General features: G+C 72.5%; 10 protein-coding genes and 1 tRNA gene. 3 read left to right on the forward strand and 8 right to left on the reverse strand.

The window, feature by feature from the left end; translation table 11 throughout:
- Together DEJ05_RS18085 and DEJ05_RS09535 are read left to right on the forward strand one after the other, a co-directional pair.
- A partial coding sequence (locus tag DEJ05_RS18085; protein WP_111110303.1) for an Ig-like domain-containing protein occupies nt 1-2,171 on the forward strand: 2,171 nt, incomplete at its 5' end.
- A 240-nt stretch (nt 2,172-2,411) separates the two neighbouring features.
- Nucleotides 2,412-4,037, forward strand: a complete 1,626-nt coding sequence (locus tag DEJ05_RS09535; protein ID WP_309146948.1) for an AMP-binding protein — start codon at nt 2,412-2,414, stop codon at nt 4,035-4,037.
- A gap of 223 nt (nt 4,038-4,260) precedes the next feature.
- On the opposite strand, the gene DEJ05_RS09540 is transcribed toward DEJ05_RS09535, so the two are convergent.
- The 8 genes from DEJ05_RS09540 to DEJ05_RS09575 form a co-directional block, all read right to left on the reverse strand.
- Complete coding sequence (locus tag DEJ05_RS09540) at nt 4,261-5,601, reverse strand: threonine/serine exporter family protein (protein WP_027464496.1); 1,341 nt, start codon at nt 5,599-5,601, stop codon at nt 4,261-4,263.
- A gap of 284 nt (nt 5,602-5,885) precedes the next feature.
- Nucleotides 5,886-5,959, reverse strand: a tRNA-Leu gene (locus DEJ05_RS09545).
- A gap of 71 nt (nt 5,960-6,030) precedes the next feature.
- Nucleotides 6,031-7,506 (reverse strand): NAD(P)/FAD-dependent oxidoreductase, encoded by a 1,476-nt coding sequence (locus tag DEJ05_RS09550; RefSeq protein ID WP_111110304.1) that lies wholly within the window; start codon nt 7,504-7,506, stop codon nt 6,031-6,033.
- A 40-nt stretch (nt 7,507-7,546) separates the two neighbouring features.
- Entirely contained in the window at nt 7,547-8,095 is a 549-nt protein-coding gene (locus tag DEJ05_RS09555) for a DUF501 domain-containing protein (protein ID WP_071406119.1), read from the reverse strand.
- A gap of 75 nt (nt 8,096-8,170) precedes the next feature.
- On the reverse strand, nt 8,171-8,704 hold the full coding sequence (locus DEJ05_RS09560; RefSeq protein WP_111029598.1) for a septum formation initiator family protein: 534 nt from the start codon (nt 8,702-8,704) through the stop codon (nt 8,171-8,173).
- A 460-nt stretch (nt 8,705-9,164) separates the two neighbouring features.
- Complete coding sequence (eno, locus tag DEJ05_RS09565) at nt 9,165-10,448, reverse strand: phosphopyruvate hydratase (RefSeq protein WP_027464494.1); 1,284 nt, start codon at nt 10,446-10,448, stop codon at nt 9,165-9,167.
- A gap of 123 nt (nt 10,449-10,571) precedes the next feature.
- Nucleotides 10,572-11,813 carry a histidine--tRNA ligase gene (hisS, locus tag DEJ05_RS09570; protein ID WP_111029599.1) on the reverse strand — a complete coding sequence of 414 codons (1,242 nt, stop codon included), beginning with the start codon at nt 11,811-11,813 and terminating at the stop codon, nt 10,572-10,574.
- A gap of 251 nt (nt 11,814-12,064) precedes the next feature.
- Nucleotides 12,065-12,823 carry a MazG family protein gene (locus DEJ05_RS09575; RefSeq protein ID WP_111110305.1) on the reverse strand — a complete coding sequence of 253 codons (759 nt, stop codon included), beginning with the start codon at nt 12,821-12,823 and terminating at the stop codon, nt 12,065-12,067.
- A gap of 90 nt (nt 12,824-12,913) precedes the next feature.
- On the opposite strand from DEJ05_RS09575, the gene nhaA reads away from it, so the two are divergent.
- On the forward strand, nt 12,914-14,092 hold the full coding sequence (gene nhaA, locus DEJ05_RS09580) for a Na+/H+ antiporter NhaA (protein ID WP_071406115.1): 1,179 nt from the start codon (nt 12,914-12,916) through the stop codon (nt 14,090-14,092).
- The last annotated feature ends 148 nt before the right edge of the window (nt 14,093-14,240 follow it).

Below are 14,240 nucleotides of genomic sequence, written 5' to 3' on the forward strand. Positions count from 1 at the left end.
AGATCGCTCCGCCGAGCCCCGGCCGGCCGGGCGCCCCGACGCCCACCCCCACGCGTCCCGCCGTTCGGCCCACCATCGCCGACCCGGGTGACGTCACGACGGGGACGACGCGCTTCCACGGCACCGGCACCCCCGGGCACACCGTCCGGGTGACCGGCCCGGCCGCGACGGGTTCGTCCGGGTGCACGACCCGGGTGGACCCGGACGGTTCCTGGGCCTGCCTCGGCACGGTCCGCTCCGGCCCGCAACAGGTCTTCACGGTGCGCGACCTCGTCGCCGCACTGCCCGTCGCGAGTGCACCGGCCTCGGACGTCATCGTCCCGCCGACCCTGGCGGCCGCCGGGCCCACCGGCGGAACGGTCTCCGGTACGGGGTACCCCGGATCGACGGTGCTGCTGTCGGTGTCCGGGTCCTCGGCCCAGCAGACCGCCCGGGTCGGTGCGGACGGCCGGTGGGTGGCCGCCCTCGGGTCGCTCGCCGACGGCCGGTTCACCGTCACCGCGTCGCAGACCGCCAGCACGGCGCGCGGCTACCGGTCGGACCTGCGGAGCGCGGCCTCCGCTCCCGTGACGATCACGGTCGACCGCACGGCGCCCGCTGCCCCGCGCATCACGACACCGGACGACGGCCAACGGATCGGCACCCGCTCGACGACGGTGGCCGGGACCGGTGAGCCGGGCGCCCGCGTGACCGTGTACGTCGACCGTGCGCCGGTGTGCGGCGTGGTGGTCGCGTCGGACACCTCGTGGTCGTGCTCCACCGCGGGGTCGACGCTGCGCGCCGGCGGGCACCAGCTCACCGCGACGCAGCACGACGTCGCCGGCAACTACTCCCGGTCGTCGACCGCCGTCCGGGTCACGGTGTGGTCCACCACCACGGCCCCGACCGCCACACCGACCCCGGGCGCCACGGACACCCCGGGGACGCCGGGCACGTCGACGCCGGGATCCGGCTCGACGACGGACACCCCCGGCGCGACCAGCCACGGTGGAACCGGCAACGGCAACGGCAACGGCGCGAACGCCGCCGGCCACGGGGGCGACGGCGACAACGGCAACGGCAACGACGACGGCGGCGCAGCAGGCACCGGCAACGGCACCGGCAACGGCACCGGCAACGGCCCCAGCGACGGCACCGGCAGCACCCCGGCCGGCGTCGGCAGCGCCGGAGGCCACCCCGACTGGTCCGGCCCCGCCGGCGACTGGACCGCGGCGACGACGTACGACCGCACCGTCCCGACCATCCAGGCCGCGTTCTCGTGGCGGACCGTCCTGGTCGCCACCGCCGTCGCCGCCGGGTTCCTCCTGCTGATCGCCGCGCCCCTCGCCCTCGTGGCCGCGGCCACCCGGGGTCGCCTCCGCTCGCCGTTCGCCGGGCTGCTCGGCCGCAACCGCTCGCGGTCGGACCGCGCACGCGGCGACGACGTCCTGCCGACCTGGGCGTCGATCACCATCGCGGTGTCCGTCGCGGCGCTGTGCACCCTGCTCGGGGTGGGCGTCGAGCTCGAGGTGCGGTACGCCCGTCTGGCGATCGCTGTCCTCGCCGGGACCGGGGTCCTGACCGCCGCCGTCGTGTTCGCCACGCGGTGGGCAGCCGGCAGCGACCACCGCACGATCGGGTTCCGGGTGTCGCCGTGGCTCGTGCTCGCAGCCCTCGTGGCGTGCGGCGTCACCCGCGCGGCGGACCTGTCCCCCGCACTCATTGTCGGGGTCGTCCTCGTGCCGTCCGTCCGCCCCGGGCTGGGGACCGGACCGCTCCGCCTCGGTACCGGGATCGCCGCGAGTGCCCGGGGTGCGACCTGGCGGGTGCTGGCCCTGCTCGGACTCGCCGCGGCCGGCTGGGTGCTGCACAGCCTGCTCGCGGGCGGTGGCTTCTGGGTGTCACTCGGTTCGGAGTTCGCCATCACGCTGTGCGTCGGCGGCCTCGGTGCCGTGGTCGCGACCCTGCTGCCCGTCGCGGGGTCCGCCGGCAGCGCGCTGCTCGCCGCCTCTCGCGGTCGGTACGTCGCGCTCGCGGTGGTCGCCGTCGCGCTGACCACCGCGGTCTACTCGGGGACGACCGGCACGCACGCCGCACCGGCCCTGCTCGTCGGCATCGCCGCGGCCTGCGTGGCGGCCGCGATCGCGGCCCTGGTCTGGCTGCGCACCGACCGGCGCGCGGCCCGCGTCTGACCCGAGCCGGGCCTCCAGAGCGGCGCACCGCACCACCCGTCGGACAGAAGACGCACTTCCGGGCCGCTTCGCGGACAGCGGGCTAGTGTGACGATCGGTGCTGGTCGCACCGCACGGAGGACGCTCGCCGTCCCGCACGGACGACCGACGCCGCACCGGACCAGCGGTGCAGCAGTGCCGCGCGACCGGTGCCCGCGCAGCATCGACGGTGTGCACCGCACGACCGCGGCAGGAGCGATGATGACCGACACCCGACCCGACCCGGAACCCCGCACCGACACCCGACCCGACCCGGAACCCCACACCGACACCCGACGCGATCCGGAACCCCACGCCGACACCCGGTCCGACCCGGAACCCCACGCCGACACCCGGTCCGACTACGACGCGACGCGCTTCCGCGAGGTGTTCGAGGGCAGCTTCACCTACGCGAACGGCTTCGCCCGCAACACCCACCGCTTCGCCGGCCGACCCGCGCTGCGCGAGCCAGAGACGGACCGCTCGTGGACCTACGCCGAGCTCGGCGACGCCGTCGACCGGATCGCCGGGTGGCTCGTCCGGCACGGTGGCGGACGGGGTTCCGTCGTGATGGTCGAGCTGTTCAACACCCCCGAGTTCGCGATGCTCTACCTGGCCTGCCACCGCATCGGCGCGGTGTTCTCGCCGACGAACTTCCGGCTCGCCCCCGACGAGGTCGCGTTCATCATCGAGGACTCCGCACCCGCCGTCCTGGTGCACGACACCGAGCGGACGAGTGCGATCGCCGCTGCGATCGAGTCCTCGCCGCGCCGGCCGGACCACGTCGTCCCGGTCGGCGGCGACCACGACCGGTTCGCCGAGCTGCTCGCGTCCGATCCCGTCTCCTCCGAGGAACTCGCGGCGATCGGCCCGCGCAGCACCTACGACGAGTCCACCCGGCTCTACACCTCGGGCACCACCGGTCGGCCGAAGCCCGTCCCGCTGCCGAGCCTGGTCGAGGTGCTCAGCGCGCACGACGTGGTCATGCACTTCCCGCTCAGTCCGTTCGACAAGACGCTCAACATGTCGCCGCTGTTCCACCGTGGCGGCCTGTACTCCGGCGGCCCGAACCCGGTGTTCTACGTCGGCGCGGAACTCACGACGCTGCGGCACTTCGACGCCGACCGGGTGCTCGACCTGGTCGAGTCCGAGCGCCTGACGTTCCTGATCGGGGCTCCGCCGAACCTGGTGCAGCTCGCCGACGCGCAGGAACGCCGGGCGCGGGACCTGTCGAGCCTCAACGGCATCGTCACGATGGGCGCACCGCTCGACCGAGCCGCGGCGCTGCGGTACCAGGAGCTGCTGTCGCCGCGGATCTTCAACGGCTACGGCACCACCGAGACCTTCTGGAACACGTTCCTGCGCCCCGAGGACTTCCCGGACGGCGCCGGGTCCACCGGTCGCGCATCGACCGACGACGACGTCGCCGTCGTCCGCGTGCACGAGGACCGTCTGGCCGACCCGACCGACACGGTGGCGAAGGACGGCACCGAGATCGGCGAGTTCGCCGTGCGCACCGTGAAGTCCGGCTACTCGTACCGGAACCCCGGGCTCGAGGCGGAGAAGTTCGCGAACGGCTGGTTCTACCCGGGCGACCTCGCCACGTGGGACGAGCACGAGCGGGTGACGATCGTGGGCCGCAAGGACGACATGGTCATCTCCGGCGGCGAGAACGTGCACCCCGTCCAGGTCGAGGCGGTGCTGCAGGAGCACCCCGGGGTCGCCGACTCCATCGTGGTGGGCGTGCCGGACCCGCGGTGGGGCGAGGTCGTCACGGCGTACATCGTCCGTGCCGGCGACCGGCTGCCGGCCGACGACGCCGAGGCAGCGGCCGCGCTCGAGGAATGAACCGGCTCCCACCCGGGCCTCGCCCGGTACAAGCGCCCGCGGCGGTACCGCTTCGTCCCGGACGTCCCCTACAACGCCACCGGCAAGAAGGTGCACTACCTCGCGAAGGACACGGCCGCGGAGGACCAGGCAGCGGGCCGGCTGATCGAGCCGTAGCGGGCCCGGTACCCGGCCGGTGACGGCCTGGAGGCCCGTGGCGGCGCCGCCACGGGCCTCCCGTCCGTCAGCTGGTCGCGTCCACCGCACGCCGGGGCGCGTTGCGGGCGAAGAGGCCGGGCAGCAGCCCGCCGATCTTCGTCCCGATGCACAGGCTGACGAAGGTCGCGAGCGGGGTCGCGAGCGCCTCGGGATCGAAGGTGGCCACCGCCACCAGCCCGACCGTCCCCGGCACGAGCAGCAGGAACGCCGGGAAGAACGACACGGTCGCCGGGATCGCCGGCACGAGCCGCTCGAGCAACCGGGTCGCGACGAACAGCAGCGCCGCTGCGGCCCCGGTCGCGACGACGCTGCCCCAGAGCGGCGTCGTCGTGCTCACCACGGCGTAGGCGGTGACCATGACCGCCACCGACACGAGCGTCAGGCGCCACCCGGACCGGAACACCAGACCGAGCCCGACCGCGAGCACCACGACGGCCACCCACGACACCCAGTACGCCGGCACGGACTCCCAGCCGGCCAGGTCGGTGCCGACCCCCGCGACCTCGCCGACGAGCGCGGCCGACGACGGGTCGACGTGCAACCCGGTCAGGGCACTGCCGGACGCGATGCCTGCGGCCATGAAGCCGAGCATGATGAGCCCCTGCACCAGGCGCGACGACCCGGTGACGATGTCCGCGGCGGTGAGTTCGAGCAACGCGTTGGTGATGAGCGCGCCGGGGACGAACACCGCCACCGGGGCGCAGACCGCGAAGAGCGGGACCTGCTCGAACCCGGTGCCCGCGGCGACCAGGCCGACGATCGCCGTCGACACGAACGCGGCCAGGAACGGGATGATCGCCACGGCTTCGCGGAAGCGCCGGAGGACCAGTCCGATCACGCCGACCAGGCCGCCGACGACGAGCGCCAGGACGATCGCCCACCAGGGGCAGCGGAAGACGACGGCCAGGCCGGCCGAGGTCAGGGCGTTGCCGAGGATCCACGGCAGCGCGGGCGGTGGGACGGTGCCGGCCCGGATGGCCCGGACGCGGGCGGGGATCTCGGCGAGGGCGATGGAGCCGCTCTCGAGCCCGAGCACGACGCGGTTGGCGCGGGCGGCCTGGCGGGAGGACAGTTCGACGCCCTCGGCGTTGACGATGGTGGCGGCGCCCGTCGAGACCTCGCTCACCATCACCAGGGCGGGCAGGACGCCGATCGCGAGCGTCGGTCCGACCCCGGCGGCGTCCCGGGCCTTCTCGAGCGCCGACCGGACGTCGGTGACGGAGCTGCCGGCGTCCAGGAGGAGGGCTCCGAGGGTGCCGAGGAGCATGCCGACCGGGACGCTCTCGCCGTCGACGACCTCGACGTGGGCCTCCGGTCGGCGGAGGGCGTTCTGCAGGTTGGCGAGTGCGCTTCCGAGTCCGACCACGATCGTCGATGCTACTGGGCGGCGAGCCGGTCGTGCAGTCGCGCCGTCTTCGCGGGAAGGCGACGGTCCGCGGGCCGGGAGGCACGTGGCGGGCCGGTCCCGCGCCTCCAGTCCGATGCCCAGGGCGCCCCGATCCCACCGTCGAAGCGACAGATGGCAGGACCATCGCTCGGACTGTGCGGCCGGAGCGACAGAACGACGCGAACTGTTCGAAGAGTTCTGTCGCTTTCGCAGCGGCACGCGGCGGGCGCCACGCGGCGGGCGCCGCGCCAGAGCCTCGGCGGTACCCCCGGTGGGACTCGAACCCACAACTCAGCGATTTTAAGTCGCGTGCCTCTACCGATTGGGCCACGGGGGCGGGCCGCAACAGCCTACCGATGCACGAAGGCGGCCACCCTTCGCAGGTGACCGCCTTCGTGACGAGTGGTGCTACTTGGCGTCGGCCGGGGCCGTCACCGGCTCGGGGGCGTTGGAGACGTCCTTCGCGGGCTCGCCGTAGACGGGACCGGCGGCACCGGCGACCTTGCCCTCTTCCGGAGCCGGGGCTGCGGCGGGCGCGGCCGGGGCCTCGGCGGCGGGCTTCGGACGGGACGCGAACGCCTCGAACGCGGCGCGCGGGGTCTCGCGGTCGTCGAGCGACACGATGTCGCGGCCCAGGAAGAAGCCACCGACCCAGTCGCCGATGACGCGCCACTTGCGCTCCCACGACGGCATGGCCAGGCCGTGGTAACCGCGGTGGGCGCCCCAGGCCAGGAAGCCCTTCATGGCGAACTTGCCGGACTGGAACACACCGGTGCCGAGGCCGAGACCCGCGACGGCGCCGAGGTTCTCGTGCTTGTAGTCGGTCGTCGCCTCGCCACGGATGGTCGCGACGACGTTCTTCGCGAGCTGCTTGGCCTGGCGCACGGCGTGCTGGGCGTTCGGCACGCAGAACCCGCCGACACCGCCACCGGTCAGGTCCGGCACGGCTGCGACGTCGCCGCAGGCCCATGCATCGGCGATCACGCCGTTGTCGTCCACCACGCGCAGGTCGGGCTGGACGCGGATGCGGCCACGCTGCTCGAGCGGGAAGTCGGTGCCCTTGACCATCGGGTTCGCCATGACGCCGGCGGTCCAGATGATGAGGTCGGACGGGATGGTCTCGATCGCGCCGTCGCTCGTCTTGAGCTCGCAGACGCCACCCACGGCCGAGGCCAGCTGGGTCTCGAGGTGCACGGTCGCGCCACGCTCGGCGAGGTTCTTGAGCACCCAGTGCGAGGTCTCGAGCGAGACCTCGGGCATGATGCGGCCCATCGCCTCGACCAGGTGGAAGTGCGTGTCGTCGAAGGACAGCTGCGGGTGGCTCTTCAGCAGGTCGGTGACGAAGGAGCGGAGCTCGGCGAACACCTCGATGCCGGCGAAGCCACCACCGACGACGACAACGGTGAGCAGGCGGTCGCGCTCGGGACCGGCTGGCAGGTTCGCCGCCTTGTGGAAGTTGCTGAGGATGCGGTCACGGATCGACGCGGCTTCCTCGATGGTCTTCAGGCCGATGGCCTCGTCCGCGACGCCCGGGATCGGGAACGTGCGGGACACCGCGCCGGCGGTCATGACGATCTGGTCGTAGGACTCCTCCCACGCCTCGCCCTCGGTCGGGGTGATCGTCGCCGTCTTGGTGGAGTGGTCGACCTTGGTGACCTTCGCCGTGACGACGCGGGTCTTCTTGAGGTGACGACGGTGCGCGACGACCGCGTGACGCGGCTCGATGGAACCGGCGGCGACCTCGGGCAGGAACGGCTGGTACGTCATGTACGGCAGCGGGTCCACCATGACGACCTCGGCTTCGCCCTGGCGAAGGTGCTTCTCGAGCTTCCATGCGGTGTAGAAACCGGCGTAACCGCCGCCGACGACGAGGATCTTGGGCACGGGGGATGATCTCCTTGGATGGGGGTGTGCGGGAGTCGGGTCAGACTTCGCCGCCACCCGCCCCGACTCCAGCGTCTGCACCGTCATCATACGCCCGGCACTCACACCGGGAGGGCGACCAGTCCGCGCGCTCGAGCGCGAGGTCGCCGATGGGGTTGACGCCGGGTCCGGCGGCGAGGGCGTGGCCGACGAGGGCGTGCAGGCACTTCACGCGGGTGGGCATGCCACCGGCGCTGATGCCGTCGATCTCGTCGACGTGTTCGATCGACTCGCGATCGGCCAGGTAGGACTCGTGGGCCGCGCGGTACTGCGCGGCGACTTCGGGGTCCTCGAGCAGGGCTGCCAGCTCGGGCATCACCTGGTTGGCCTCGAGGGTGCTGACCGCAGCGGTGGCCGCGGGGTGGCACAGGTAGTAGAACGTCGGGAACGGGGTGCCGTTCGACAGCCGGGGCTTCGTGGAGACGACGGTGGGGTTGCCACAGACGCAGCGTGCCGCGATCCCGATGACGTCACGTGCCGGTCGGCCGAGCTGCGCCGACACGACCTGGACGTCGCGGTCGGAGGGCGGGTCGAAGGGAGGGGTCGTCACGGGAACGTGAGCCTACCGGAGAAGCGGAACCCCTCGCACCGTCGGGCCGGACGGCTCCGCGCACCGCGGTTCGGACTACTTGCTGTCGCCCGTGCCGGAGACGTCGGGGGCGACGAGGTCGGCGGCACGCTCGTCCGTCAGTCCGGACTGCAGCACCGACGAGAGCATCGCCTGCACCCAGTCGACCTTGGGCGTCTGCACCTTCGCGCTCACGGGGGTGCCCGAGTCGGTGGTGGGGGTCTTCTCGGCCCGCTTGTCCTCGGTGCCCATCACGAGGTAGCTCTCCTCGCCCGGGTACACGTAGAGCAGTCGGTCGCGGGCCTGCGCCTCGATGTACGCCGGGTCGTCCCAGCGTGCGACGTCCTGCTTCTTCTGCGTGACGTCGGCCTTCTGGCTCGCGACCTCCTGCTGCTGCTGGGCGATCTGCTCCTGCTGCTGGATGAGCGTCCGGAGCGACGGCGCGAGCACCACCACGAAGAGCACGATGATCGCGAGCATGAGCAGGCTGAACCCGGAGAAGTGGATCGAGCGGTACCAGGGCTGCGCGGGTGTGCTGCCGTCGGGCATCGCCACGGGGACGCGGCGGACGCGGGGCTTCTGGCTGGGCACGGTCCGACGATAACCCGGCACGGTCGGTCGGGCCGCCCGGCACGCGGCCGTTCGGCGCCCTCTCAGCGTCTCGCGTCCCACGGTGCCGCCCAGCAGAAGACGCCGTCGTCTCCTCGAGACGCCTCCGGATTCGGCGGCGTCTCACGTACTTCGCGGCGTCAGGCTGACACGACGGCGTCACGCCGACGGCGGGCGGGTCCGGTCGAGGCAGCCGGGAGGCACGGCTTCGGCCCGCCCCTGAATTCCCGCACCCGGAGTGGTCACCACACACCGCCCGGTGCACGTCCGGTGGTCACGTCCTGTCGGCCGGGCCCGGGCCAGCCGACGACTCGCGACCACTCGACGCAGCGCGCGCGGCACGTCCTGGCCGCTCGGCACCTCGGGACCGCACACACGACGAGACGCCGTCCTCCTGGAGGAGGACGGCGTCTCGGTGGTGCGGGTACTGCTGAGCGGCTGGTTACAGCGACGCGGCGCGCGGGAAGGCCGAGCGACCGGCGTACACCGCGGCGTCGCCGAGCTCTTCCTCGATGCGGAGCAGCTGGTTGTACTTCGCGACGCGGTCCGAGCGGGCCGGGGCGCCGGTCTTGATCTGACCACCGTCGACCGCGACCGCGATGTCCGCGATCGTGGTGTCCTCGGTCTCGCCGGAGCGGTGCGACAGGATCGAGGTCAGGCCGTGGCGGTGCGCGAGCGAGACCGCGTCGAGGGTCTCGGTGAGCGTGCCGATCTGGTTGACCTTGACGAGGATCGAGTTCGCGGCCTTCTCGTCGATACCCCGCTGCAGACGCTTCGGGTTGGTGACGAACAGGTCGTCGCCGACGATCTGGACCTTGTCGCCGAGCTCGGCGGTCAGGTGCGACCAGCCCTCCCAGTCGTCCTCGGCCAGCGGGTCCTCGATGGTGACGAGGGGGTAGTTCGCGACGAGCTCGGCGAAGTAGGAGGTGAACTCCTGGCTCGAGAGCTGCTTGCCCTCGAACTGGTACTTGCCGTCCGAGAAGAACTCGGTGGACGCGACGTCGAGGCCGACGGCGATGTCCTTGCCGGGCGTGTAGCCAGCCTTCTCGATCGCGGTGAGCAGGAAGTCGAGCGCGGCGCGGTTCGACGCGAGCTCCGGCGCGAAGCCGCCCTCGTCGCCGAGGCCGGTGGCCAGGCCCTGCTTCTTCAGCTCGCCCTTGAGGGCGTGGTAGGTCTCGACGCCCCAGCGGAGTGCCTCGGAGAAGGACTCGGCGCCGTAGGGCACCAGGAAGAACTCCTGGATGTCGACGTTGGTGTCCGCGTGGGCACCACCGTTGACGACGTTCATCAGCGGGACGGGCAGCGTGTGCGCGTTCGGGCCGCCGAGGTAGCGGAAGAGCGGCAGGTCGACCGAGTCGGCTGCGGCACGGGCCACGGCGAGCGAGGCGCCGAGGATCGCGTTCGCGCCGAGGCGGGACTTGTTCTCGGTGCCGTCGAGCTCGATGAGCGCGGCGTCGACGAGGCGCTGGTCGGTGGCGTCGAAGCCCTCGAGCGCCGGGCCGATCTCGTCGAGGACGGCGTCGACGGCCTTGAGGACGCCCTTGCCGCCGTAGCGCGAGGCGTCGCCGTCGCGCAGCTCGTACGCCTCGAACGCGCCGGTGGATGCACCGGACGGGACGAGCGCGCGGGACACGACGCCGTCGTCGAGGAGGACCTCGACCTCGACCGTCGGGTTGCCTCGGGAATCGAGGACTTCGCGTGCGCCTACGGCATCGATCAGGGCCACGGGGTACTCCCTACACATTGGTTGTGGTGATTGCGGTGTCGATCCTAGCGAGCGGAGGTGAACACGACGTCGGCCGTGACGCCCCGCTGTCGACGAGTCCGTGCTGGAACGAGGACTGGGTGCTCAGTCGAGCGGGCGGAACTCGACGCCCTCGAGCGACGCGGTGTCCGCCGAGACGGTCGCGAACGCCGTGAAGCCCTGGGCGGCGAGGCCGGCGAGCAGGTTCTTGGTGTTCTTCGTGCGGCGCTCGAGCCGGACGCGTCGGTGGGACGCCAGCGCCTCGGTCTTCAGCGCGGCGAGCCGGACCGGGTCGACGTCCTTGTCGTACACGAGCACGACGGCGTCGGCCTCGGCGGACTCCGGGAGGGTCACGAGGTCGACGAGCCGCTCGAACCCGAGCGAGAACCCGACCGCGGGGACGTCCTGCCCGAGGAACCGGCCGATCATGCCGTCGTACCGGCCGCCGCCACCGAGGCTGTAGCCGAAGTCGGGGTGCGCGACCTCGAAGATCGTGCCCGTGTAGTAGCCCATGCCGCGCACGAGCGTCGGGTCGAAGCGCAGATCCACCCCTGGGAGCGCCTCGCGCAGGCGGAGCAGGTCGGCGAAGGCCTCGGCGTCGAGCCACGGCGCCCCCTCGACCGACGTCCAGTCGGCGGCCTCGAGCGCACGCATGGTGTCCTCGAGCCCGGGCAGGTCGGCGCCCACGGTGCTGCGGAGTTCCGCCGCGACGCCGTCCGCACCGATCTTGTCGAGCTTGTCGATCGTGATGAGCGCGCGGTCGGCGGCGGGCTCGGTGATCCCCCACGACGCGAGGAGCGCGAGCAGGATCCGGCGGTCGTTGATCCGGATCGTCGTGCCGCGGACCCCGAGGGCGTCGAGGGCCGCGGTCGTCGCGCGGATGAGCTCGATCTCGGCGAGCTGCCCGGGCTCCCCCAGGATGTCGATGTCGCACTGCACGAACTGGCGGTAGCGGCCCTTCTGCGGGCGCTCGGCACGCCAGACCGGCGCGATCTGCACGGACCGGAACACCGACGGCAGCTCCGCACGGTGCGAGGCGTAGAACCGGGCCAGCGGGACCGTCAGGTCGAACCGGAGACCGAGGTCGGCGAGGTCCAGCGGCGCTTCGGCCGCCTGCAGGTCCTCGGTGGTGAGGCCGCGCTTCATCACCGCGAACGCCAGCTTCTCGTTGTCGCCGCCGAGCCCGGAGTGCAGCCGCGCGGCGTCCTCCACCACCGGGGTCTCGATCTCGTCGAAACCGTGCCGCGAGTAGACGTCCCGCACGACACCGAGCACGTGCTCGCGCCGGGCCTTGTCCGCCGGGAGGAAGTCACGCATGCCACGGGGTGCCGTCACGGTCGTTGCCATGCGGTCAATTCTGGCAGACGGGCGTCTCCGGCTTGCGCGCCTGCCGACCCACTGGCATACTGCATGCAGAACCTCGGTCCGGATCGTGCCTGATCCATGCTCCGGACCGATTCGCGGGGCGACGTGCTGCAGTGCGTCCCGCGGTTCGAGCGGGCTTCCCTGTCGGCCCCTCTCCCTGGTGGAGCCGACGCCCGCTCACGGGCGCCCTCTCTTTTTCGGGTTGGGAGGGCGCCCGTTCTCACGACCGGGGATCACTCCACGGCGCGACCGGCCTCCTCGAGCGCCGACACCGCGGCCCGCAGACTCGCGACCGGGTCCACCCCGCGTCCTGCCGCAGCCGCGACCTCCCCGAGCACCGCCCGCCCCCACTCGGCGTCGACGGTCCCCACCCCGTCGTCCGCAGCGGGCGCGGCGGGCGCGGCGGGCGCGGCGGGCGCGGCGGGCGCGGCGGGCGCGGCGGGCGCGGCGGACGCGGCGGACGCACCACGGGCCTCCGGGCCGACGCCGGAACCGGCCCCGACGACGGACGCGACGACCGCGTCGGCGTCCCCACGTTCCTCCAGGCGTTCCAGCAGCTTCACCGCGCGCTCCAGCGGCGGCATCGCCCGCGGCACCCCGTCGAACGCACTCCGCCGACTCGCCTTCTCGGCCGCCTTGGCCGCACGCCAGACCCGCACGACGTCCTCGACGGTGTCCGCCGTCTCGTCGCCGAACACGTGCGGGTGCCGCCTGGTCATCTTGTCCCGGACCCCGGCGGCGACGTCCTCGAGGGTGAAGTCCCCCGCGCGGGCAGCGATCCCCGCGTGCAGGACCACCTGGTAGAGCAGGTCGCCGAGTTCCTCGCGGACATCGTCCGGGTCGCCGTCGTCGATCGCGTCGACGAGTTCGTACGACTCCTCGACGGCGTAACGGGCGAGCGAGGCGTGGGTCTGCGCCCGGTTCCAGACGCACCCGCCGTCCTCGGCGAGCAGGCGGTCGACGACGGTCACGAGGTCCGGTACGGCGGTCATCACGTCATCGTGCCACCCGCGTAGACTGGTCGTGGTGTGTCGGGAAGTCTGGTCGACGGACACTCACCCGACCCCTCGAGACGGAGATCCATGTCGTCCCTCGTCCGCTCCCCCCGCTTCAGCGCCATCGCGCTCCTCACCGCCGCCGTGCTCGGCCTGGTCGTGGCGAACTCCCCGATCGGCCCCGGCCTCGAACGGCTGCTCGACGCGCACCTGCCGCTCGGGGCCCTGGGCCTCGACCTGTCGATCGCGCACTGGATCAGCGACGGTTTGCTCGCGGTCTTCTTCCTGCTCGTCGCGATCGAGCTGAAGCAGGAACTCGTCGACGGCGAGCTGTCGAACCCCAAGACCGCGATCATCCCCGCCATCGCCGCGGTCGGTGGCGTGCTCGTCCCGGCCGGCATCTTCCTGCTCGTCACCGCGGGCACGCAGTACACGCACGGCTGGCCGATCCCGACGGCGACGGACATCGCGTTCGCGCTCGGGGTGCTCGCCATGTTCGGTCGCGGGCTGCCGAGCGGCATCCGGGTGTTCCTGCTCGCGCTGGCCGTGCTCGACGACCTCATCGCGATCATCATCATCGCCGTGGTGTTCGCCCACGACACCGACTTCCTGGCCCTCGCGGGCGCTGTCGTCACCCTCGCGGTGTTCTGGCTGCTCGGCCGGATGCTCCGTCCGGGGCGCAGCGGGCAGACGTTCATCATCGTGGCGATGGTCGTCGTCGGACTCCTGACATGGTGGCTCGTCTACCACTCCGGTGTGCACGCCACCATCGCCGGCGTCGCCCTCGGGCTCGTGCTGCCCCGCCGCCCGGGCCACACCCTGCACGAGAACGTCGAGCCGTGGTCGAACGCCATCGTCCTGCCGGTGTTCGCGTTCGCGTCGGCCGCCGTCATCATCCCCTCGGTCGGCATCAGCGAGCTCTCCCCCACGTTCTGGGCGGTCGTCCTCGCCCTGCCGGTCGGCAAGGTCATCGGCATCACGCTGTTCGGCACGATCGCCACGCGGATCTTCCGCTCGCCCGGCCGCTCGTCGCTGTCGTTCTTCTCGATCATCACCGTCGGCGTGCTCGGCGGCATCGGGTTCACGGTGTCGCTGCTCATGAACGAGCTGGCGTTCGCCCGCAACGAGGAGATCCTCGACGAGGGCGTCCTCGCCGTGCTCGTCGGCTCGGGCATCGCCATCGTCGCGTCGGCGGTCGTCGTCACCCTGCGGGCGCGGGCGTACCGCGCGCGCCGCGAGCTGTCCGAGGCCGAGGACACCGAGTAGCGGCTCGCGGCCCGCGGTTCGCACCCGTTCCACGACAGGCCACGCGTCGTTCGACGCGTGGATCGTCGCTGACGGCGTGCGCGCCGTGGACGTGGCCGATGACGGCCTGGAGGCACGGTGCGGGCCCGCACCGTGCCTCCAGTCCGTC

Source organism: Curtobacterium sp. MCLR17_045, assembly GCF_003234405.1.
GTDB lineage: Bacteria > Actinomycetota > Actinomycetes > Actinomycetales > Microbacteriaceae > Curtobacterium > Curtobacterium flaccumfaciens.